The organism is Fodinicurvata sp. EGI_FJ10296, assembly GCF_040712075.1.
Taxonomy (GTDB): domain Bacteria; phylum Pseudomonadota; class Alphaproteobacteria; order DSM-16000; family Inquilinaceae; genus JBFCVL01.
On sequence record NZ_JBFCVL010000013.1, the window covers coordinates 17828 to 37968 of the forward strand.

General features: G+C 64.4%; 20 protein-coding genes. 11 read left to right on the forward strand and 9 right to left on the reverse strand.

What is annotated here, in order from left to right; translation table 11 throughout:
• Window positions 1–63: 63 nt before the first annotated feature.
• The 5 genes from ABZ728_RS21355 to ABZ728_RS21375 all read right to left on the reverse strand — a co-directional run bounded on the left by ABZ728_RS21355 (window position 64) and on the right by ABZ728_RS21375 (window position 6147).
• Window positions 64–612: a GNAT family N-acetyltransferase gene (locus ABZ728_RS21355; RefSeq protein ID WP_366658445.1), complete on the reverse strand. Its 549-nt coding sequence runs from the start codon at window positions 610–612 to the stop codon at window positions 64–66.
• Window positions 609–2948, reverse strand: coding sequence for a xanthine dehydrogenase molybdopterin binding subunit (xdhB, locus tag ABZ728_RS21360; RefSeq protein WP_366658446.1), 2340 nt, complete (start codon window positions 2946–2948; stop codon window positions 609–611). Before xdhB ends, ABZ728_RS21355 begins: the two co-directional genes overlap by 4 nt.
• Entirely contained in the window at window positions 2945–4381 is a 1437-nt protein-coding gene (gene xdhA / locus ABZ728_RS21365; RefSeq protein WP_366658447.1) for a xanthine dehydrogenase small subunit, read from the reverse strand. Before xdhA ends, xdhB begins: the two co-directional genes overlap by 4 nt.
• Window positions 4382–4537: 156 nt before the next feature.
• Entirely contained in the window at window positions 4538–5359 is an 822-nt protein-coding gene (locus ABZ728_RS21370) for a potassium channel family protein (protein ID WP_366658448.1), read from the reverse strand.
• A 53-nt stretch (window positions 5360–5412) separates the two neighbouring features.
• Entirely contained in the window at window positions 5413–6147 is a 735-nt protein-coding gene (locus tag ABZ728_RS21375) for a TSUP family transporter (RefSeq protein ID WP_366658449.1), read from the reverse strand.
• Window positions 6148–6822: 675 nt separating this feature from the next.
• Between ABZ728_RS21375 and ABZ728_RS21380 the strand changes: the two genes are divergently transcribed.
• Window positions 6823–7611: a FadR/GntR family transcriptional regulator gene (locus ABZ728_RS21380; protein ID WP_366658450.1), complete on the forward strand. Its 789-nt coding sequence runs from the start codon at window positions 6823–6825 to the stop codon at window positions 7609–7611.
• Window positions 7612–7699: 88 nt separating this feature from the next.
• Here the strand turns inward: ABZ728_RS21380 and ABZ728_RS21385 are convergent, their stop codons facing one another.
• From ABZ728_RS21385 to ABZ728_RS21395, 3 genes are all read right to left on the reverse strand, one after another.
• Window positions 7700–7948, reverse strand: a complete 249-nt coding sequence (locus ABZ728_RS21385; protein WP_366658452.1) for a YMGG-like glycine zipper-containing protein — start codon at window positions 7946–7948, stop codon at window positions 7700–7702.
• A gap of 138 nt (window positions 7949–8086) precedes the next feature.
• Window positions 8087–8743 (reverse strand): peptide-methionine (S)-S-oxide reductase MsrA, encoded by a 657-nt coding sequence (msrA, locus tag ABZ728_RS21390; RefSeq protein WP_366658453.1) that lies wholly within the window; start codon window positions 8741–8743, stop codon window positions 8087–8089.
• Between the two features lie 105 nt (window positions 8744–8848).
• The gene (locus tag ABZ728_RS21395) at window positions 8849–9433 is read right to left on the reverse strand and encodes an NAD(P)H-dependent oxidoreductase (RefSeq protein WP_366658454.1); all 585 of its coding nucleotides are present in this window, start codon (window positions 9431–9433) and stop codon (window positions 8849–8851) included.
• A gap of 152 nt (window positions 9434–9585) precedes the next feature.
• On the opposite strand from ABZ728_RS21395, the gene ABZ728_RS21400 reads away from it, so the two are divergent.
• Window positions 9586–9978, forward strand: coding sequence for a hypothetical protein (locus tag ABZ728_RS21400; protein WP_366658456.1), 393 nt, complete (start codon window positions 9586–9588; stop codon window positions 9976–9978).
• On the opposite strand, the gene ABZ728_RS21405 is transcribed toward ABZ728_RS21400, so the two are convergent.
• Window positions 9951–10964, reverse strand: coding sequence for a LysR family transcriptional regulator (locus ABZ728_RS21405; RefSeq protein WP_366658458.1), 1014 nt, complete (start codon window positions 10962–10964; stop codon window positions 9951–9953). The two genes, ABZ728_RS21400 and ABZ728_RS21405, sit on opposite strands and share 28 nt — an antisense overlap.
• Before the next feature lie 162 nt (window positions 10965–11126).
• Between ABZ728_RS21405 and ABZ728_RS21410 the strand changes: the two genes are divergently transcribed.
• The 9 genes from ABZ728_RS21410 to ABZ728_RS21450 all read left to right on the forward strand — a co-directional run bounded on the left by ABZ728_RS21410 (window position 11127) and on the right by ABZ728_RS21450 (window position 20084).
• Entirely contained in the window at window positions 11127–12002 is an 876-nt protein-coding gene (locus ABZ728_RS21410; RefSeq protein WP_366658459.1) for an ABC transporter permease, read from the forward strand.
• A gap of 14 nt (window positions 12003–12016) precedes the next feature.
• Window positions 12017–12817, forward strand: coding sequence for an ABC transporter permease (locus ABZ728_RS21415; protein WP_366658461.1), 801 nt, complete (start codon window positions 12017–12019; stop codon window positions 12815–12817).
• Between the two features lie 102 nt (window positions 12818–12919).
• Entirely contained in the window at window positions 12920–14074 is a 1155-nt protein-coding gene (locus ABZ728_RS21420; RefSeq protein ID WP_366658462.1) for an extracellular solute-binding protein, read from the forward strand.
• Between the two features lie 77 nt (window positions 14075–14151).
• Window positions 14152–15372: an ABC transporter ATP-binding protein gene (locus ABZ728_RS21425; RefSeq protein ID WP_366658464.1), complete on the forward strand. Its 1221-nt coding sequence runs from the start codon at window positions 14152–14154 to the stop codon at window positions 15370–15372.
• Window positions 15373–15411: 39 nt separating this feature from the next.
• Window positions 15412–16782, forward strand: a complete 1371-nt coding sequence (locus ABZ728_RS21430; RefSeq protein WP_366658465.1) for an aspartate aminotransferase family protein — start codon at window positions 15412–15414, stop codon at window positions 16780–16782.
• A 109-nt stretch (window positions 16783–16891) separates the two neighbouring features.
• Entirely contained in the window at window positions 16892–17923 is a 1032-nt protein-coding gene (locus ABZ728_RS21435; RefSeq protein WP_366658466.1) for a histone deacetylase family protein, read from the forward strand.
• 104 nt (window positions 17924–18027) lie between these two features.
• Complete coding sequence (locus ABZ728_RS21440; protein ID WP_366658467.1) at window positions 18028–18372, forward strand: RidA family protein; 345 nt, start codon at window positions 18028–18030, stop codon at window positions 18370–18372.
• Window positions 18373–18400: 28 nt separating this feature from the next.
• Window positions 18401–19189, forward strand: coding sequence for a DUF1028 domain-containing protein (locus tag ABZ728_RS21445; protein ID WP_366658468.1), 789 nt, complete (start codon window positions 18401–18403; stop codon window positions 19187–19189).
• Between the two features lie 88 nt (window positions 19190–19277).
• On the forward strand, window positions 19278–20084 hold the full coding sequence (locus tag ABZ728_RS21450; RefSeq protein WP_366658470.1) for an SDR family oxidoreductase: 807 nt from the start codon (window positions 19278–19280) through the stop codon (window positions 20082–20084).
• The last annotated feature ends 57 nt before the right edge of the window (window positions 20085–20141 follow it).

A 20141-nucleotide genomic window follows, 5' to 3' on the forward strand; every position in this document is an offset into this window, starting at 1 on the left:
ATTTGCGCGGGTTTGACGAGACCAGGAGTGGAAACGAAAAAACATGAAGGGCGGCTGAGCCGATCACGTTGCGATCGACGGGCCTACGGAATCAGTGACACGGGCGCTTGCATACACCAACCGCATCCGCCCTGGCCGGTCGCCGGGGGTGTCGGTGGGGTGGAAGCCGACCCGCTCCAGAAGCGCCCACGAGGGGCGGTTGTCGGCAAGGCATTCGGCATAGAGCCTGCGGTCGGGGTAACTTTCCCTGATACGGTGAACCACAGCCGACACCGCTTCCGATGCCATCCCCCGGCCGCGCGCGGCGGTCGCGAACCAATAGCCGATTTCGATCTGATCCGCGCCGCGCAGATGCGTGCCCACTGTTCCGATCATCATATCGTCGCCCTGCCGCCAGACCCCGAAAAAGCAGTCGCGGCCGTCGCCTTCGCCCGCTATCAGCCGCGTGGCATCATCCATCGTGAACGGTGTGGGCAGGAAGTGGATGATTTCCGTGATCGCCGGATCGTCGGTCATGGCGGCGAAGGCCGCGGCGTCGGCGTCGATCAGCGGCCGGATGGCCAGCCGTGCCGTTCGGATCGTTCCCAGGACCGTCAATGCTTCCGTCATCATTGGGCGTCGAACCCGGTCACCGCGCGCAGCACCGCCTCGCCGGTCGCGGGGGCGGTCAGGGTCTCCGCCTTACCGCCCGCGTTCTTGACCGCATCGCGGATCGCGAGCCAGCCGGCGATCGCCAGCATGAACGGCGGCTCGCCGACGGCCTTGGAGCGGAATATCGTCGGGCGCGGGTTGGGCGCCTCGTCCAGCAGCGAAATCGACATCGCCGGAACGTCGCGGCTGGTCGGGATCTTGTAGGTCGACGGCGCGTGCGTGCGCAGCCGCCCCTCGCCGTCCCACCACAGTTCCTCTGTCGTCAGCCAGCCCAACCCCTGGACGAACGCCCCTTCGATCTGGCCGATATCGATGGCCGGGTTCAGCGAAGTGCCGACGTCGTGAACGATATGCGCCGACAGGATCCGGTTCTCGCCGGTCAGCGTATCGATCGCCGCCTCGGCCACGCAGGCACCATAGGCGAAGTAATAGAACGGCTCGCCGGTCATGCTCCCCTGATCGAAATGGATGTCCGGCGTCGCATAGAACCCGGTAGCCGACAGCGACACCCGCCGTTCCCAGCAAAGCTGCGCGAGGTCGACAAAGCGCATACGTCCATCCCCGGCCGACGAGCGGACGGCGTTATCGCCGAACACGATATCGGCCGCCGAACAGCCCCAGGCATCCGCCGCAACCGCCGCCATCCGGGCGCGCAGGGTTTCAGCCGCCGCCAGCGCTGCCATGCCGTTCAGGTCGGAGCCCGACGACGCTGCCGTGGCCGAGGTATTGGGCACCTTGTCGGTGCGGGTGCTCGACGGGCGGACATGGCCGATATCGATGCCGAACGCCTCGGCCACCACCTGCGCCACCTTCACGAACAGGCCCTGGCCCATCTCGGTGCCGCCATGGTTCAGATGAACGCTGCCGTCGGTATAGACGTGCAGCAACGCCCCAGCCTGATTGAGCGTCGGCAGATTGAACGAGATGCCGAACTTGACCGGGAAGACGCCAAGCCCCTTTTTCACCACCGGGCTCGTGGCATTGAAGGCGGCGATCTCGCGGCGGCGGGCGGCGACGTCGACCTTCTCCGCCAGCCGTTCCATGACGCGCGGCAGCACGTTGTCGCGCACCGGCTGGCCATAAGGCGTGAGGTTACGCCCGGTGTCCCGGCCAATCGGATCATAGCCGTTGACCGCCCGGATCTCCTCCGGCGTCCGGCCCAGCGCATCGGCCACCCGCATCACGGCGGACTCCATCGCCAGCATGCCCTGCGGCCCGCCAAAGCCCCGAAATGCCGTATTGGACACCGTATGGGTCTTGCAGGCATAGCCGGTGACGGTCACGGCGGGCAGATAATAGACATTGTCGACATGGCAGAGCGCGCGGGTCAGCACCGGCCCCGACAGGTCGGGCACCGATCCCGCATCCAGCGCGATGATCATGTCCAGGCCCAGGATGCGCCCGTCGCCGTCGTGGCCGATGCTGTAGCGCGCCAGCCCGCCATGGCGCTTGCCGGTCATGATCATGTCGGTATCGCGGTTCAGGCGCAGTTTCACCGGCTTGCCCGTCTTACACGCCAGCACCGCGGCCATGCCCGCGATCAGGGATGCCTGGCTTTCCTTGCCGCCGAACGCCCCGCCCATGCGCCGCACCTCGACCGTGACGGCGGCATAAGGCACACCCAGCAGGCGCGAAACGACGTGCTGCACCTCCGTCGGATGCTGGGTCGAGGAATGAATGTGGATGGCATCGTCCTCGCCCGGGATCGCCATTGCCACCTGGCTTTCCAGATAGAAATGGTCCTGGCCGCCGAAGCGCAGTTCTCCGTCCAGACGATGGGGCGCGGCCGCGATCGCCGATGCCGCCTCGCCCCGGCGCATGATCATCGGCGCGATGACATGGCTTTCCGCCGCCAGCGCCTGATCGACCGTCAGGATGGCGGGCCGGTCCTCATACCCGACCGTCACCCGCGCGGCGGCGGCGCGGGCCTCGGCCTCGGTCCGGGCGGCGACCACGGCGATCGCCTGGCCCCAGTTCTCCACCACGCTATCTGCCAGCAACGGCTCACCCGGCAGAATCGGACCGGCATCGTTGCGGCCCGGAATGTCGCCCGCCGTCACCACGGCCGCAACGCCCGGCATGGCGGCGGCCTCGGCCGTGTCGATGCCCGTGATCGCCGCATGCGCCCGGTCGGACATGACCGTCCAGGCATGCAGGCAGCCCTCGGGTTCGCCGGCATCGTCGATATAGATGGCCTTGCCGGTGACGTGCCGCTCGGCGCTTTCATGGGCGACCGACTGGCGAACGCCGCCCTGGGCGGGCCGGGTCTCCGGTTCGGGGCGGATCATCCGGTTCATAGCTGCCACACCTCCATCGGCGCCGCGTGGGTTTGGCCATCGGTTCGGGCATCGGCCCCGACCTCAAGTGAAAGCCGCCGCAACAGCCCTGCAGCCGCGGCCATGCGATAGGCCGCACTGCCTCGGAAATCGGACAACGGCTGGAAGTCGCGGCTCAGCGCGGCCGCCGCTGCCTCGACCGCACGGCCGTCCAGCGCGGTGCCGGTCAGCGCCGCTTCTGCCGCCGGCGCCCGCGACGGGGTCGCGGCCATGCCGCCGAACGCCAGCCGCGCGCCGGTCACCACGCCGTCGCTGCGATCGATCGACGCCGCCATGCTGATGGTCGAGATGTCCTGATCATAGCGCTTGGACAGCTTGTAGACGCGATAGACCTGATCGGCCGGCGGACGCCGAAAGCGGATCCATTCGAGATACTCGCCCGGTGTCAGCACGGTCTGGCGATAGGCGGTGAAGAAATCCTCAAGCGCCACCTCGCGCCGGCCGCGCGCGGAGCGCAGCATGACCGTCGCGCCCAGCGCCAGCAGGGCGGGCGCGCTGTCTCCGATCGGCGACGCATTGCACAGATTGCCGCCGATCGTGCCGGCATTGCGGATCTGGCGCGAGCCGATCCGCCGCACCATGGCGGCAATGGCCGGCGCCGCCTCGTCCAGTATCGGCAGAGCATCGGCATAGGTGACCGCCGCGCCGATGGTGACGATATCGCGGTCGATCTCCGTCTGGCGCAGTTCGGGAATGCGGCTGACCGGGACCATGGCGCCGGGATCGGCTGCGTCCTTGGCGATCGCAACGCCGAGATCGGTACCGCCGGCCAGAAGACGAAGACCGGGATTTGCAGCAAGCATGGCGTCGAGCTGGTCCACACTCACGGGCACGTCGAGGCGGTCATCGGCCGAAAGCGTCGCCAGTGCCGCCGACCAGTCGGCCTCGCGGTCCGCTGCCAGGGGCGCCGGTGCGGCCGTGCGCAGGGCGTCGACGATCGGGCGATAGCCGGTGCAACGGCACAGATTGCCGGAAAGCGTCTCGTGGATGGCGTCATCGGTATCCGGCAGTCCGGCGGCTCGGTGGGCGGCCATGCTCATGATGAAACCGGGCGTGCAATAGCCGCACTGGCTGCCGTGGCTTTCGACCATCGCCGACTGGACGGGATGCAGCGTGTCGTTATCGCCCAGCCCCTCGACCGTGACCACCGCACGGTCCGCAACCTCGGTCAGCAGCAGGATGCAGCCATTGACGGCCCGCCAGTCGAAGCCGTGGCCTTCGCGCGGCGTGCCGACCATGACCGTGCAAGCGCCGCAGTCGCCTTCGGCGCAGCCCTCCTTGGTGCCGGTCAGGCGCTCGTGCAGCCGCAGATGCTGAAGCATCGTGCGCGTTCGCGGCACGTCCGGCACACACCGCGCCGCGCCGTTCAGCAAGAATCGAACCGTCTGCGTCATTCCTGCCCGCCCGCGTTCACCCATCCAACGGCAAATACCGTTCGCGAAGCGTGCCACCTCTTCCAATTGCAGACAAGAGGCCGAAAATCAGGGGCACATACCCCGGAAAAAGTGCAAGACGAAATGGCACATGATAAGCAATGGTCGCCCCTGTCGCTAGGGACGCGGGGCCGACTTTTGCAGCTCCTCGCGCAGCGACGCGATGTCGGCGCGCAGTGCGGCGATTTCGTGGGAACCGCCGACATCGCCGTCCGGGGCCGCGGCCTCCTGCCCGATGAAAAACGTGGCGAAGCTGGCGGTGATATAGCCGAACACCGCGAGACCGTAGATCGACAGCAGCAGCGCCAGAACCCGTCCCTCGGGCGTCAGGGGCCAGAAATCCGACCCCATCGTCGACACCAGCATCGCTGTCCACCAGAGGGCGTCAGCATAGCCGGAGAAGCCGCCGCGGACATCGCCCGCCGGTTCAAAGGCGAGCATGCCGCCCGCGCCCAGCAGGATGATCAGCGCCGTCGTGGCCAGTACATAGCCAAGCCCTCGGCGGCTGAAGCTCTTCCTCAACGCACCGAGCCCGCGATTGGCGGTGCCGACGATCCTGACGAGCCGCAGCCCACGGGTCAGGCGCAGCAGGCGCAGGACGCGCACGAACCGGAACGCGGGCGCGGCCAGCGCGACGATGGTGATCGGATTGCGCTGCAGGAACCGGAGCTTGCGTGGGGCGAGTGCGAAGCGCAGCAGGAATTCCAGAATGAATACGATCCAGATTATCGTGCCGAGCAGCTCAAACACGCCTGAGGTCGTCCAGATCAGTTCGATGATGACGAGGCTGAGCCAGATGAACGACAGCACCAGCATCGGTCGCTCCAGCCAGTCTTCGAGCTGAGTGAGCACCTGCCAGCGTTCCTGTTCGTCTGCCGGCGCGTCGTCCTGCTGATCGGGGGCCTGGGGGTCACCCTGCTGATCGGGAGCCTCATTCATGGGTCTTTCCTCTCGTCTCGTTCAGAAAGCCAACTGCTGAACCGGCGAACAGGCTACCCGAGAATACCGCGAACGAGGAAGACAGCACCGATCGCCATGACGATCCGGCCGGTCCACTGCCGGAACTGGGCGTCGGAGATGCGATCCAGGACGACCCGGCTTGCCGTTGTGCCGACCATCGACGATGCCACGGCGACCACGACGATGAAGGGGGTCAGAACCTCGCCGGCGGCATCGATCAGCGAGACGAAATAGCCGAGCTTCGCAAGATGCGAGAGTGTCTGGCACGCGCCTTTCGTGGCGACCACGGTCCGCCGGTCCATGGTCGTCCGCACGAAGAAGAGGTCGAGCAGCGGCCCGGCGACGCCGGCGAGATACTGAAACGCCGTGCAGATGAAACCGCAGATCTGCCCGCCCCATGGTCGGTCGACCTGAATCATCAGCCGGGTCGGAATCAGACGCGTGACAAAGGGCGACAGGCCGAGAAAGATGAAGACCGTGCGTTCGTCGGGCACCAGCCGGATCAGACTGAACACGGCAAAAGACGCAACGATGCCGATGGTGAAGCGGCCGACGATTCCGAAATCGATATAGCGGCGCCAAAGAAAGGCCCGCCATCCATTGGCTGCCATCTGGGTGACGCCGTGCAGGATCATGGCGGCGGGGACCGGCATCATCAGCAGCAGCCCGCCCATCAGGATCATGCCACCGGCCATGCCGAATATGCCGGAGAGAAAGGACGTGGCGAACACCAGCGCGGCAAAGATCAGGATGACCGTGCCGGTCATGAGCGCAGCTGCATCAACGCATTCTCCATTATTTTCGAGCGCGGCGTCACTCAGCCTTCACAGGTCGAAGCGTCACAGCAATGACCAGCCTGGTGGCTGGCCGCCCTTCGACCGTGTCCAGTACGCGAGTCGTCAGCCGTCCCATGCTTCGTGCCTCCATAGCCCATGTCGCCGCGCATACAATCGGCTACAATATCCACAATGCGCCAATAAATGGCCACCCGGCAGGGTTCGCGTCAACAGGATTGACAATCCGACAGGCAACGGCATGCGGCAAGCCGACGCTGGCATCCACATGCGCGGCACTCTCCGATGCGCACGCATGCCGGTCCTTTCGGATTGTTGAAAAACAGGCCGGTGACAGTCTATTCTTCCTGCCTGAAACGAGCTGACCCGGCCTGAGCCAGCTTGCCAAAGCCTCGATTAATGATAACATCCCTAAAAAGAACTATTTACCACAATGAATTTTATGGTAGGAGACGCGCTCGGTACCGCCGATCGTCCCCGGTAGTCGAGATTTGACCCTTATACTCTGTGATCAGAGCAAAAAAGGGATAATGAACAAAACGCGGATCAGGTTGCACAGCGGTCGCCCGACGGCCTTCCGGCATCCGTAAAATCAGATAGAGAACGCATGGGGGCACTTCCGCGACAGACGCCAGGACCGTAGACTTCATGACCGTTCAAAGAGCAGAAATCCCGTCGGCAGCCTCATCCGCACTTCGCAACGGCGGCAAACGTACGTATCCGGATCGCGGGGTTCATGGGCGGGTCGTGCGGACGATTGGCGAAGACATCGTCGCCGGACACTATCCGGCCGGGGAACCCTTGCCACCGGAACCCGACCTGATGATCCGTCTGGGGGTCAGCCGAACCGCCATTCGTGAGGCAATCAAGGTCCTTGCCGCCAAGGGTCTGGTTCAAAGCCGGCCCAAGACCGGCACGCGGGTGCGGATGCGCGACGACTGGAACCTGCTCGACCCGGATATTCTTTCCTGGCACGCGGTTCGATCGACGGACAGCCGATGGTTCGAAGAGATGGTGGCCCTGCGAATCATGATCGAGCCGCAAGCCGCCCGCATTGCCGCGATTAACGCAACAGCCGCCGACCTGTCGGCGATCCGCATGGAATCCGATGCCATGGCGGAAGCGGTGAATGACCCCGACACTTACTATCTGCACGACGTGCGTTTTCACAAGGCACTGCTGACGGCGACGGGAAACCGGTTCCTGATCTGCATGGCCCCGATGGTCGAGGCTCTGCTCAGCGGCAGTTTCAGCGTCCAGCGCCGGTCCCTGATCCCGCCGTCCGAGGGCGTTATTCTCCACGACGCCATTTCCGATGCGGTGATTGCCCGCGACCCCGATCGCGCCGAAGCCGCCATGCTGAAGATCATCGAATTGGCACGTCGCCAGCTGAAGAACGCAATCGAACTTTCAGAAGCGGACAAAGCCGCCCCCTAACCCGCATTTCCAAAATGCACACAAGAATGCGGCCGGACCCACTGGCCCGGCCGCTCGTTCGCGTCGTAAATCGGGAAAGACGGCGAGGTCAATCGCGCTGTGACTGATCGTAGAGATAGCCACCGGCTGTACCGGCCGCACCGCCGATGATCGCGCCCGTCGTGGCGCTTCCGCCGGTAATCGCACCGATTGCTGCCCCACCGGCCGCGCCACCGGCGCCGCCACTGAGCATCCGTTGCTCGGTCTCTGTCATGCCCGAACAGCCCGCCAAAACCACGGCGGCCGTCAAAAGCCCCGCCATTCCCATTACGGAATTCCGTTTCACGCGCATTGTCATCGTCAAACCTCCTGTCGTCCATGCCGGCGGCACCAAGACGGCCCGTCACGCAACTCTGTACGACAGATAGGGTATAATTAAACAATGTCCTGTGATAATGATGTGATCAAGAAAAGCTAAGGCGTCGTGCGGGCCTGCTCATGTGGTTTTCTCCATGACTCCTGTTGGGCAACTGACTCCGACACCTGCCAAGCCGCAATAGCCGCGGGGATTCTTGGCCAGATATTGCTGGTGGTAATCTTCAGCAAAATAAAAGTTCGACGATGAGGCCATCTCGGTCGTAATCGTCGGCAATCCTGCCGCCGTCAGCATCGACTGGAAGGATTCGGCCGTGGTCTCTGCGGCCCGGCGCTGGCCGTCGGTGTGCCAATAGATCGCGCTGCGGTACTGGGTGCCGGTATCGTTGCCCTGACGCATGCCCTGGGTCGGATCGTGGTTCTCCCAGAACAGCTTCATCAGTGCCTCGTCGCTGACGACCTCCGGATCATAGACGATGCGTACGGCTTCGGTATGGCCGGTCATGCCGCTGCAGACTTCTTCGTAGGTCGGGTTGGGGGTATGGCCACCCGCATAGCCGACCGCCGTCACATGAACGCCGTCGACGGTCCAGTACAGCCGCTCGGCGCCCCAGAAACAACCCATACCGACATCGAGCACTGCCATCCGGTCGGGATAAGGCGGCGTCAGCGAACGCCCGTTGACAAAGTGCCCCGCCGTGACGGGCATGGATTCGGCGCGCCCGGGCAGCGCCTCGTCAGGGCCAACGATATGAGCGGGTTTGCGCTTGAAAAGCATGGCGAATCCTATCCATCGGAAAAAGGCGCGTGGCATCCCAAGGATATGGCGAGCAACGACGCCGGAACAATGCCTGCCGCGACATAAGCGTCCCGGACTGCCGGATCACATCCCCCGGCGGCCGAAATCGGCGAGGCGCGTCACCCACTTCGCAGCACGGTCGTGCCCCTGGGGGCCCATCATGCCGATCAGAGTCTCGCGGATCGGCCTGATGCCGACAAAGCGCAGGATGTTGCGCTCCAGACTTTTCAGGCTGTGGGCAAAGAAATAAAAGCGATAGACGAAGACCGGCATACCCATGGTCACCACGACGCGGGCCGATTTGCCACGCAACAGACCCGCATTCGCCCCTATCGATCCCTTCGGTATCGCGAATCCCGGCCTCGCCATCTGTTCCAGGAAGGCCTTCAGCAAGGCCGGCATCGTTCCCAGCCAAAGCGGATAGATGATGATCAGATGATCGGCCGCGGCGATGGCATCCTGCGCTCGACGGATGTCTGCGTTCGGCTCGGCATCATGCCATTCGGCGGCGGTCCTGAGAAAAGCGATATCCATGGATGCCAGCGTCACACGATGGACCGTGTGACCGGCTTCGGTGGCGCCCGCCGCATAGGCGTCGGCGAGCGCATGGCACAGCCGGGCCGGGTCGGGATCGGGATGGCCGTCGATGAGCGCGATGGTTCTGGGCATTGCTGACACTTTCCCCTGTACCGGGCCCCTGTACCGGGCCCCTGTAGCCGGCCCCTGTAGCCGGCCCCTGTAGCCGGCTGGCGCAGTCCGGCCGGCTACGAAAATGGCTGCGAGCGATGGTGACGGTGGGAGAATGCTGATAGTCTACACCAATGTTGGGGTTCCTTGGAATATTCGGCAGGGCCGATGATCTGCGCCGGCTGGAATCTGCATTTCGTGCGGTCGGGCTGCACCCGCGTGTCGTTCCCGATGCGGTCAAGATCGCGGCAATCCGGCAGTTGCGACGGGATCCGGATAGCGACGGGTCGGTTTCCGACGCCGACTGCGCCTCGGCGGCCGTTCTGCTGACCTATTGCATCATCGGGCCGGGCGGTCTGGCGGCGGAGACGGACGTATCGACCGTCGAGGCGGTCGAAGAGCGGGTCGAGCGCGCTGTGGCCGCCGGTGACAGCACCGATGCGCGTCTAATCCTGCTTGCCCTGCACGCCGGGCTTGTCGAGAGCGGCGTGATCGACCGCTATGGGCTGGAGTCCGACTCCCCCTGATCGGGTGCCGGTCCGCCGCGGGGGATGGCAGGCGGATAGGTCCGATCCTCGAATGGCACGGCGGCCGCACGTTCCCGAAGCAGGGACAGCAGCCCCTCTTCGGCCCGGTTCAGCCGCGTCACCGGATTCCACACCAGGTGAATGTCGATCGCCGGCGGATCGTCATACGGCGGCAAGCGCCAGAGCAGGCCATCCGCGACATCGCGGGCCATGACGTGGATCGGCAGCGGCCCGATACCGACACCGGCCACGATCATGCGGCGAACCTCCTCCAGATGCGACGAGGTTCCGCGGATCGTGTCGTCCATCCGCAGCTCAGCGCGGAGCAGCGCCACGGGGCGCAGCGCATCCTGCAACGCGTCGGTGCGAAACGACACCGACGCCTCGCCTTCCAGGTCCGACAGTTCCAGGTCGCGCCGGCCGAAGAACCGATGGCTCGGCCCGCAGAAGAACCCGAAATGCTCCCGGAACAACGGCTCGTAGGCCAGTTTCGGATGCCGCCGATGAACCAGACAGATGCCCATCGAGGTGTGCTTCTCCAGCAACCAGCGCACAACCTCGCCGCTGGTGGAAACGTCGACGGCATAGCTGACAGCCGGATGCGCCCGGCTGAATTCGCCCAGAACGCGGTCCAGGATCGGAAACACGACATGGCTGGCCATGCCGATCGTGACGTGACCGCTGACTTCCTCGCGGACATCGCGCATCACCACCGCGAGCCGGCCGATCGATCCCTGGACTTCGACGGCCTCGCGGTAGAGAAGGTCCCCGGCCGCGGTCACGGAGAAGCGGCCGCCGCCGCGATCGATCAAGCGTTTTCCGACATGCCCTTCTAGACGTTTGAGGGCGGTCGACACGGTCGGCTGCTTCAGGAGCAACCGGTTCGCGGCAGCGGTGATTCCCCCCTCCTGAACGATGGCGATGAAGGTTCTCAGCAGATTCCAGTCCAGGTTACGAGTAAATCTTTCAGCTTCTTCGCGTCTCAAGGCGCGGACTCCCGCCAGTATCAATTCCATCTATCCGTGGAATAGACCATATCTATTTGATTTATACCACATGCTGACCAACGATGCGGATCAATGATACCGGGCGGCCGCTTAGACGGGACCGTCTGACCGAACACGAGGCTCCACTTCGCGAGGAACAGCATGGCGTCGACTGACCCCATGGATAACCCGGCCCGGCCGTGGATCCTCCTGACGCCAGCGTTGACGGCGATCATGCTACTGCTGATCGTGCCGCTGGGTTTCATTATCGTCTATTCGTTCTGGCTGAATACCGGATTCGGCGTCGATACGCCCGGTTTCCATCTGGACAACTGGATCAGTGCGCTGACGGACCCGTTCTATCGCAGCATCCTGATCACGACGATCCGGATCGCCCTGATAACGACGGTCATCTGCGCCCTGCTCGGCTATATTCCGGCCTATTTCATTGCCACCACGACGTTCGGGCACAAGGCGCTGCTTTTGCTGCTGCTGATGCTGCCGTTCTGGATCAGCTACATCATCCGGACGATGTCGTGGATCAACATCCTTGGGTCCAGCGGCGCCGTAAACGGTCTGTTGCAATGGGCCGGCATCACCGCCGAACCGATCTCGATGCTCTACAACGAGGCAACCGTCATACTCGGCCTGGTGCATTTCCTGCTGCCATTCATGATCCTGAACGTCTATGTCAGCCTCTACGGCATCGACGGCCGGCTGGTCGAGGCGGCTCGGTCGCTCGGCTGCACCGGCTGGCAAGCCTTTCGCGAGGTCACGCTGCCGCTGTCGCTGCCGGGACTGGCTGCCGGCGGTCTGCTGTGCTTCGTGCTGGCAGCGGGCACCTATATCACGCCGCTGATCCTGGGCGGCCCCCGCGACGCCATGTTCGCCAATCTCGTCTTCGAGGCCATCATCACACAGCTCAACTGGCCCATGGGGTCGGCGCTGTCGCTGGTGCTGCTGATCGTCCTCGGATCCGTGGTCGCCCTCTACAACCGATTTCTCGGTCTCGGGCAGATCGCCAAGAGCCTGAGTTGAGAGAGGCCCACGCGATGACATTCATGCCGTCCGGATGGAGCCTGATCCGCTTCGCCACCATCCTGATCTATCTCTTCATGTTCCTGCCCGTCGCCGTCGTCGTGCTGCTGTCGTTCAACCCCGCGCAGTTCGGCAGCTTCCCGATGGAAGGGCTCAGCACCCATTGGTTCGTCGAACTGTGGAACAACGACGCCATAAGGCGGGCGTTCCGGACCTCGATGATCCTCGGTGCGCTGACAGCCGTGATCTCGACGACGCTGGGCGTGCTGGCGTCGCTGGCGATGGTCCGCTACAACTTCCCCGGAAAGACCATCATCGCCACCGCCGTGATCGCGCCGATCCTGGTACCAGAGGTCGTGCTGGCCGTGGCGCTACTGTTGTTCCTGCAGTTCCTGGGCATCCCGAAGAGCTTCTTCCTGCTGCTCATGGGCCATGTCATCTTCACGCTGCCCTTCGTGGTGCTGGTCGTTCAGGCGCGGTTGGTAGGCGTCCGCCGGGAATACGAAGAAGCAGCGATGAGCCTGGGCGCCAGCCAGATTCAGACGTTTTTCGCGATCACGCTGCCCCTGATCCTGCCAGCAGTCGCGGCGGGCATGCTGTTCGCCTTCACCATCTCGTTCGATGACATCACCGGTACCTTGTTCTGGAAGCCCGGCGGTGTCGAAACCGTACCGACCCAGATCTTCGCGATGCTGCGCAACTCGATCAGCCCGGAGATCAACGCCCTGGGCACCGTGATGATCGTCGTGACCGTAGCCCTACCCCTGCTGGGGGCAGCACTGGCACGCCGCCTGGCCCGCGGGGTCGGCGGATGATGACAAATACAAAAGCAGCGCATCGGGGGCCGCACCGTTCGCGGTCCCGTCCCCCGGCACTCTCGCGCCAACCGTTTTCGAACATCGAGGAGGCTGAAAATCATGGATAATACGAAACGCTATGCACGCTTGCTGGAACGCTACGGCAATGGCGATCTCGACCGGCGGACCTTTCTTGGCCTGCTCGGGGCCTCGGGTATGGCGGCGGGCCTGGTCGGTGGTCCGATGGCAGGCCTTGGCCGCCGCGCGCTCGCAGCCACACCGGATCAGGTCCGGTTCGACGGTTGGGGCGGGGTCGTCTCCGAGGCGTTCCGTCAGCACGCCTTCAATCCGTACACCGAAGCCACCGGCATCGAAGTCGTCGACGGCACCTTCGGTGGTGCGGACGAGTATCTCGCCCGTGTCCGCAGCGGTCAGGAAGGTGAATTCAACCTGGCCCATCTGTCGGGCGTGTTCGACTACGACCGGTATCACAATCTCGGCCTGACCACCGAGTTGAACGAAGACAACATCCCCAATCTTGCCAACGTCATCGTGCGGCTTCAGGACGTTTTCCGGGAAATCACCGGCGGCACCCTGTCGGCAGTGCCCTACAACTACGGCACCACGTCGATTGCCTATAACCGCAAGTTCATCTCGGACGAAGAAGTCCGGGAGAAGGGCGCCAACATCATGGTCGACCCGACTTACGAGGGCAAGATCGGCGGCTGGGCCGAGTGGAAGACCCGCATCTGGTACGGTGCGCTGCAGACCGGACAGGATCCCAACAACATCCAGGATATGGAAGCCGTCTGGGAGAAGATCCGCGAGCACCGCGACCTTGCTCTGAAATACTGGGGTTCCGGCGCGGAATTGATGAGCTTGCTGGCGGAAGAGGAAATCTACGTCACCGAAGGCTGGTCCGGCCGCATCCGGGCCCTGCAGAACGAAGGCCACGATATCGGCTATTACGATCCGCCCAACGGCCTCGCCTGGCAGGAATGCATCTTCGTTCTGCGCGGCAGCCCGATGGAAGCCTGCGAAGAACTGCTGAACTTCATGCTGGAGCCGGCCGTTGCGATCGCCGTCGCCGAGGGACAGTCCTATCCGCCGGCACTCGACCCCACCAAGGTCGATCTCGGCGAGATCGTTCCCACCCTGCCGGCCTTCGATCCGACCGGACAAATGAGCGAGCTCACCTTCTACAATGCTGAATACTGGAACAGCAACGAGAGCGAGTGGTCGCCGATGTTCAGCCGCGTTCAGCGCGGATTCTGATCGCCGCATGATCCCCAGAGGCGGCCGGAAGCCTGTTCCGGCCGCCGATCATCCAGACCAGCCGAGACGGATCGTTCATGGCAGCAGCAGTAGATCGCCCAGCAGAAACCGGCCCCGTTGAAACCGGCACCAGAGCGGGCAAAGCCGGGGACGCGCAAAGCGGGCAAGCCCGTTCGGGCGCGGTGGAACTGGTGGACATCGTCAAACGGTACGGCGACCTGACAGCGGTTCACAAATCGAGCCTGTCGATCGAACCCGGCACCTTTCTGACGCTGCTCGGCCCATCGGGCTGCGGCAAGACGACGACCCTGCGCATGATCGCGGGGCTGACGGGCATTACCGAAGGCAACATCCTGATCAGCGGCCGTCGCGTCAACGACCTGCCGATCCACAAGCGCAATCTCGGTATCGTGTTCCAGAATTACGCGCTCTTTCCGCACAAGACGATCTTCGACAACATCGCCTTCGGTCTGAAGTATCGCAATACACCCAAGGCGGAGATCCGCAAGCGGGTCATGGAAGTGCTGGACCTCGTCCAGCTGCCGCATCTGGCCGACCGAATGCCCGCCCAGCTTTCGGGTGGACAGCAGCAGCGCATCGCGCTGGCCAGGGCCATCGTGATTCAGCCCGATGTGCTGCTGCTGGACGAGCCGCTCTCGGCGCTCGACGCCAATCTGCGCGAGGACATGCGCGTCGAGTTGAAGCGCATACAGCACGAAGTCGGCATCACGACCGTCTTCGTCACGCACGACCAATCCGAAGCGCTGGCGTTGTCGGACCGGATCGTTGTCATGAGCAACGGACGCATCGAGCAGGTCGGCGCCCCGGCGGAGGTCTATAACCGGCCCTCGTCAGCCTTTGTCGCAACCTTCCTGGGCAACGCCAATATCCTCGACGCCCGTTTGCTGTCGACCGACGCCACCGCCACCGGATCGAACGCCGGCGAAGCCGCGGCCGTAGTAGACATTCCTGGCATCGGACGCCTCAGCGGCGTCGCCATCGGCGGCTCGAAGGAGAACCTCACCTCCGGCAACACGGTCAGCGTCGCCGTCCGGGCGGAGAAACTGAGCCTTGACCCCAAGGGTGCCGCCGCGACCGACGAAACAGACGCTTCGTTCCAAGCGAAGGTGACGGCGGTCGACTATCAGGGCCAGGCCGCGCGGTACTTCCTGGATGCCGGCAATCTCAGGCTGCAGGCCCTTAACGCCATCGATGATGTTCCCGTTGCCGAAGGCGCGACGGTAATGGTTCGGCTGCGGGCGCGCGATGCCGTCGTATTGCCGCCGGCCGATGCCTAGTCGCCGACCAGACCGGCTTTTCATACAGGATCCGGAAACATGACACCATCAGCCGGGACCGGCGGAAACCGGCCACCATCCCATCTGTTCTACCAGAGCCGGCAGCGGCGTCCGCTGCTGGACCGCGGCGACGGTGTCTATCTGTACGACGTCGATGGCCGGTGCTGGCTCGACGGGTCGAGCGGCGCGATGGTCGCCAATATCGGCCATGGCAACCGCTACGTCATTGACGCCATGCGCCGCCAGATGGAAAAGGCGACATTTGGCTATCGGCTGCATTTCGAGAACGAACCCGCAGAGACCCTTGCCGCCCGCACGGCCGCCCGGATGCCGGAAGGACTGGATCGGATCTTTTTCGTGTCGGGCGGCTCCGAAGCAGTGGAATCATGCATCAAGCTTGCCCGCCAATGGGCCCTGGCCACCAACCAGGCCGCGCGATGGAAGGTGATTTCGCGTTTTCCGTCCTACCATGGCGCCACATTGGGCGCGCTGGCGCTGACCGGCATGGCCCCGATGAGCGCGCCTTTCTCGCCGATGATGCGCGAGATGCCAAAGATCAGTGCCCCGACCGGCTACCTCGATCGCGACGATCTGTCCGCCGACGAGCGCGGACTGAAATATGCCGAGCTGCTGCGCGAGCAGATCCTGCGTGAAGGGCCGGAAACGGTGCTGGCTTTCATCATGGAGCCGATTGGCGGCGCGTCGACGGGTGCGCTGGTCGCACCCGACGCCTATCATCGCCGCATACGCGAAATCTGCGACGAATTCGGCATTCTGCTGATCCACGACGAGGTCATGACCGGCGCGGGCCGGACCGGCACATTTCTGGCGTCCGATCATTGCCCGGAGGCGCGGCCCGATATAATTGCGCTGTCGAAGGGATTTGCGGCCGGCTATGCCCCGCTTGGCGCCATAGCGGCGCATCACCGGCTGGTAGAGCCGGTGCTGGATGCCGGCGGGTTCATCCACGGCTATACCTATGCCGGCAATCCGCTGGCCTGCGCGGCAGGACTGGCGGTTCTGGACGTGGTCGAATCGCGGGACCTGCCTGCCAATGCCGCCGCCATGGGAGCGAAACTGGCCGACGGCTTGCGCGCCCTGGCGGCCCGGTATCCGTTTATCGGCGACGTCAGGGGACGCGGTCTCCTGCTGGCTTTCGAAATGGTCGCCGATCCGGATACCATGGCGCCGCTCCCCGCCGCCATGAACGCCCACAGCCGCGTCGTTGAAGCGGCTTACGAGCGCGGATTAATCGTCTATTCCCGCCGGACCCGGGGGGGCACCCATGGCGACCATGTGATGGTATGCCCGCCACTGATCGCTGACCCCTCCCATCTCGGTGAAATCCTGACCAAGCTCGACGACGCGTTGTCCGAGGTGGCCGACACGCTCGGCCTTCCTCGTAACTGATGGCTGGCGCACTGATGGTCATCTTCCGCCGGCGGCCCGACCTATTCCAACCCGGCGATTTCCCAGATATTTGGTGGCCCGCAGTCGGGGCCGCAGAACGAGAAGTCTTATGAACGTCTATTACGATCGCGCCCAGAAAGCCCACGCACCCAAGCATTTCCTGGTCAGCGGCGCCCCGCAGCCCAGCCCGGAAAAGCCAGAGCGGGCCGATGCCATGCTGAGCGGTGCCGTGAACGCCGGGCTGACCCCTGTCGTGCCGCCGGATGCCGGTCTGGGCCCGATCGCCGCCGTTCATACGCCGGAATACATCACGTTCCTTTCCACCATCTACGAGCGGTGGCAACGGATCGACGGTGCCTCGGCGGAAGTCGTTCCCAACATTCACCCGGATCGCCGGGACGGGGCCTATCCGAAATCGGCCGTCGGTCAGGCCGGATATCACATGGCCGATACCGCCTGCCCGATCTCGGCCGACAGCTGGCCGGCGATCCGGCGCAGCGCCGACGCCGCGGTCGCTGCGGCCCAGGCCGTTTTGGCCGAGACCGAAAGCAATGCCGCGCCCAAAGCCTATGCCCTGTGCCGCCCGCCGGGCCATCATGCATTCGCCGATATGGCCGGCGGATTCTGTTTCGTCAACAACTCGGCCGTGGCCGCAGGCGTCCTGCGCAGTCGATATGATCGGGTGGCCATTCTTGATGTCGACCTTCATCACGGTAACGGCACGCAGGGTGTTTTTTATGCCCGGCCTGACGTGCTGACGGTGTCGATCCACGCCGACCCGGTCAGGTTCTATCCGTTCTTCTGGGGCCATGCCGACGAGCGCGGATCGGGGGCCGGACTCGGCTACAATTACAATCTGCCAATCCCCCGCGGCACGGCCGACGCCGACTATATGCCCACCCTCGACGCCGCGCTGGCGCGGATTGCGGCCTTCGCGCCCGGCGCGCTGGTCGTCGCGCTGGGGCTGGACAGCCGAGCGGACGATCCGTTCGGTGGCCTGTCCCTGACCCCGGACGGTTATGGCGCCGTCGGCCGGGCCATTGCACAGTTGGGCCTGCCGACAACCATCGTTCAGGAAGGCGGCTATCTTTCGGACGATCTCGGTCCGACGCTGACCAGCTTTCTCCAGGGCATCGCCTGAATCAAATTCCGGCGAAATCCGGTTGGTTCAATTCAGGTAGACAGGCCAGTACGCCATGCCCGATACCGGCATGAGAGACAAACAAACAAGAGGACGCAATTCCGATGCCCGTTACCCGCAAACATGTCGGCACCCGCATGAGCCAGATCGTCATCCACAACGATGTGGTCTATCTCGCCGGGCAGGTCGGCAAAGCCGGCACATCGATCGCCGAACAGACCACCGAAATCCTCGCCTCGGTGGAAAAGCTTCTGGCCGAAGTCGGGTCCGACAAGACCAAGATCCTGCAGACCGTCATCTGGCTCGACGACATGAAGCACTTCGCGGAAATGAACGCCGTCTGGGATGCCTGGGTGCCCGAGGGGCACGCCCCCGCGCGCGCCTGCGGCGAAGCGCGGCTGGCAACGCCAGATTTCAACGTCGAGATGATCGTCACCGCCGCCCTCTGATCCGGCCGGCACCGGCAAAGGAGGCCCGATGCACAGCACGTTCTCGATCGCAGCGCGCGATCCGGCATCGGGCCTGCTGGGCACGGCGATCACGACCATGGTTCCGGCAGCGGGCAGCATCTGTCCGCATATTCGCCACGGGATCGGTGCTGTATGCACGCAGGGCTGGACCAATCCCTATCTGGCGCCAGCGGCCCTGGACAGGATGGCCCGTGGATACCCGGCGCCCGAAGCCCTGGCAGAAGCACTGGCGACCGACCCCGAGGCATCGATACGCCAGGTTCTGGCGGTCGACGCAACAGGCCGGGCCGCCGTACATTCTGGCGAGGAAACCAACCCCTGGTCGGGCGGCGTCACCCTGACCAATCTGGCACTGGCCGGGAATTTTCTGGCCGGCCCGGAGACACTGGAGGCCATGCGGGCGGTCATGACCGGATCGCCGGATACTCCCGCCGCCCCCGCCGATCTCTATCAGTCCGCAATCGCGCTGGGCGACCGTCTCGTTGCCGCACTGGCCGCGGGCGGCACCTCGGGCGGAGACTGGCGCGGCAACCGGTCGGCGGCCGTTCTCGTCGCCGGACCCGATATCTACCCCCTGGTCGATTTGCGCGTGGACCATCATTCAAGCCCGCTAGCCGAACTCCGGCGCGTGTTCGAGGTCTCGCGTGATCTCTGGTTCCCCTTTCTCCGCGCCGTACCGACCCGATCCAATCCGCGCGGCGACTGGGCGTCGGTGCGCGCGTCCCTGCAGGAGAAGGCGCCCGACTCGACATCGGCGGAACAGGATTCGGATCCGGGCCCTCACGCTCCGGAATAGCCATGCCCGCGGTTCTCCACGCTATGGTTAGGCATCGAACCGCGTTATCAAGAGTGCCCGACGCAAAATGCGGCGCAACGGAGATGGCATGGACAGGGACGTCAACAGGGGCAGGACGGCACTCGTCACCGGTGCATCCGGTGGAATCGGGCGCGAGATCGCGGCCGAACTGGCGGCGCGCGGCACCGATCTGATTCTCACCGCCCGCAGTGCCGAGCGGCTGGAGCAGGCCGCCACGGCTCTCCACGCCCGGCACGGCATCACGGTGGAAACGATCGCGGTAGACCTGAGCACGGTCGGCGGCCCGGAAAGCGGTGCCGACAGGCTCTTTTCCGAAGTCGAAGCCCGCGGGCTCACCATCGACTTCCTGATCAACAACGCCGGCTTCGGCTATTTCGGCCCCCATGCGGAGTCTCCGCTGGAACGTGACCAGGAGATGATTGACCTCAACATCTCGGCGCTGACACGGCTGACGAAGCAGGTTCTGCCGGGCATGCTCGCGCGCGGTCACGGCCGTATCATGAACGTCGCATCCGTCGCGTCATTCGTGCCCGGCCCCCGCATGGCCGTATACCACGCAACAAAGGCGTATGTGCTGTCCTACAGCGAGGCTTTGGCCGAAGAACTGCGCGGCACCGCCATCACGGTTACGGCCCTGTGCCCCGGCCCGACGCAATCGGGCTTCGCCGAGGCGGCCGAGGCCGGAGAGTCGCCCCTTTTCAAGGGCAAGCTGCCGACATCGCGCGATGTTGCCGCATTCGGGGTTCGCGCCATGGAACGCGGCCGACGGGTGGCGATCCACGGCGCCTCGAACAAGGCCCTCGTCCAATCGTTGCGCACCCTTCCCCGCAGCGTCGTCACACGGATCGTCGATCGAATTTCGGGAAACCGTTAATATCCAGCCTTACGGGGCCGTGGCGGCGTCAGGCTGGACGCGTTGCGGCTGACGGGC

Excerpts from the sequence above, each read along its gene's own strand:
- ABZ728_RS21355 (WP_366658445.1), bottom strand. The coding sequence starts at position 612 with ATGATGACGGAAGCATTGACGGTCCTGGGAACGATCCGAACGGCACGG.
- xdhB (WP_366658446.1), bottom strand. The coding sequence starts at position 2,948 with ATGAACCGGATGATCCGCCCCGAACCGGAGACCCGGCCCGCCCAGGGC.
- xdhA (WP_366658447.1), bottom strand. The coding sequence starts at position 4,381 with ATGACGCAGACGGTTCGATTCTTGCTGAACGGCGCGGCGCGGTGTGTG.
- ABZ728_RS21370 (WP_366658448.1), bottom strand. The coding sequence starts at position 5,359 with ATGAATGAGGCTCCCGATCAGCAGGGTGACCCCCAGGCCCCCGATCAG.
- ABZ728_RS21375 (WP_366658449.1), bottom strand. The coding sequence starts at position 6,147 with ATGACCGGCACGGTCATCCTGATCTTTGCCGCGCTGGTGTTCGCCACG.
- ABZ728_RS21380 (WP_366658450.1), top strand. The coding sequence starts at position 6,823 with ATGACCGTTCAAAGAGCAGAAATCCCGTCGGCAGCCTCATCCGCACTT.
- ABZ728_RS21385 (WP_366658452.1), bottom strand. The coding sequence starts at position 7,948 with ATGACAATGCGCGTGAAACGGAATTCCGTAATGGGAATGGCGGGGCTT.
- msrA (WP_366658453.1), bottom strand. The coding sequence starts at position 8,743 with ATGCTTTTCAAGCGCAAACCCGCTCATATCGTTGGCCCTGACGAGGCG.
- ABZ728_RS21395 (WP_366658454.1), bottom strand. The coding sequence starts at position 9,433 with ATGCCCAGAACCATCGCGCTCATCGACGGCCATCCCGATCCCGACCCG.
- ABZ728_RS21400 (WP_366658456.1), top strand. The coding sequence starts at position 9,586 with ATGTTGGGGTTCCTTGGAATATTCGGCAGGGCCGATGATCTGCGCCGG.
- ABZ728_RS21410 (WP_366658459.1), top strand. The coding sequence starts at position 11,127 with ATGGCGTCGACTGACCCCATGGATAACCCGGCCCGGCCGTGGATCCTC.
- ABZ728_RS21415 (WP_366658461.1), top strand. The coding sequence starts at position 12,017 with ATGACATTCATGCCGTCCGGATGGAGCCTGATCCGCTTCGCCACCATC.
- ABZ728_RS21420 (WP_366658462.1), top strand. The coding sequence starts at position 12,920 with ATGGATAATACGAAACGCTATGCACGCTTGCTGGAACGCTACGGCAAT.
- ABZ728_RS21425 (WP_366658464.1), top strand. The coding sequence starts at position 14,152 with ATGGCAGCAGCAGTAGATCGCCCAGCAGAAACCGGCCCCGTTGAAACC.
- ABZ728_RS21430 (WP_366658465.1), top strand. The coding sequence starts at position 15,412 with ATGACACCATCAGCCGGGACCGGCGGAAACCGGCCACCATCCCATCTG.
- ABZ728_RS21435 (WP_366658466.1), top strand. The coding sequence starts at position 16,892 with ATGAACGTCTATTACGATCGCGCCCAGAAAGCCCACGCACCCAAGCAT.
- ABZ728_RS21440 (WP_366658467.1), top strand. The coding sequence starts at position 18,028 with ATGCCCGTTACCCGCAAACATGTCGGCACCCGCATGAGCCAGATCGTC.
- ABZ728_RS21445 (WP_366658468.1), top strand. The coding sequence starts at position 18,401 with ATGCACAGCACGTTCTCGATCGCAGCGCGCGATCCGGCATCGGGCCTG.
- ABZ728_RS21450 (WP_366658470.1), top strand. The coding sequence starts at position 19,278 with ATGGACAGGGACGTCAACAGGGGCAGGACGGCACTCGTCACCGGTGCA.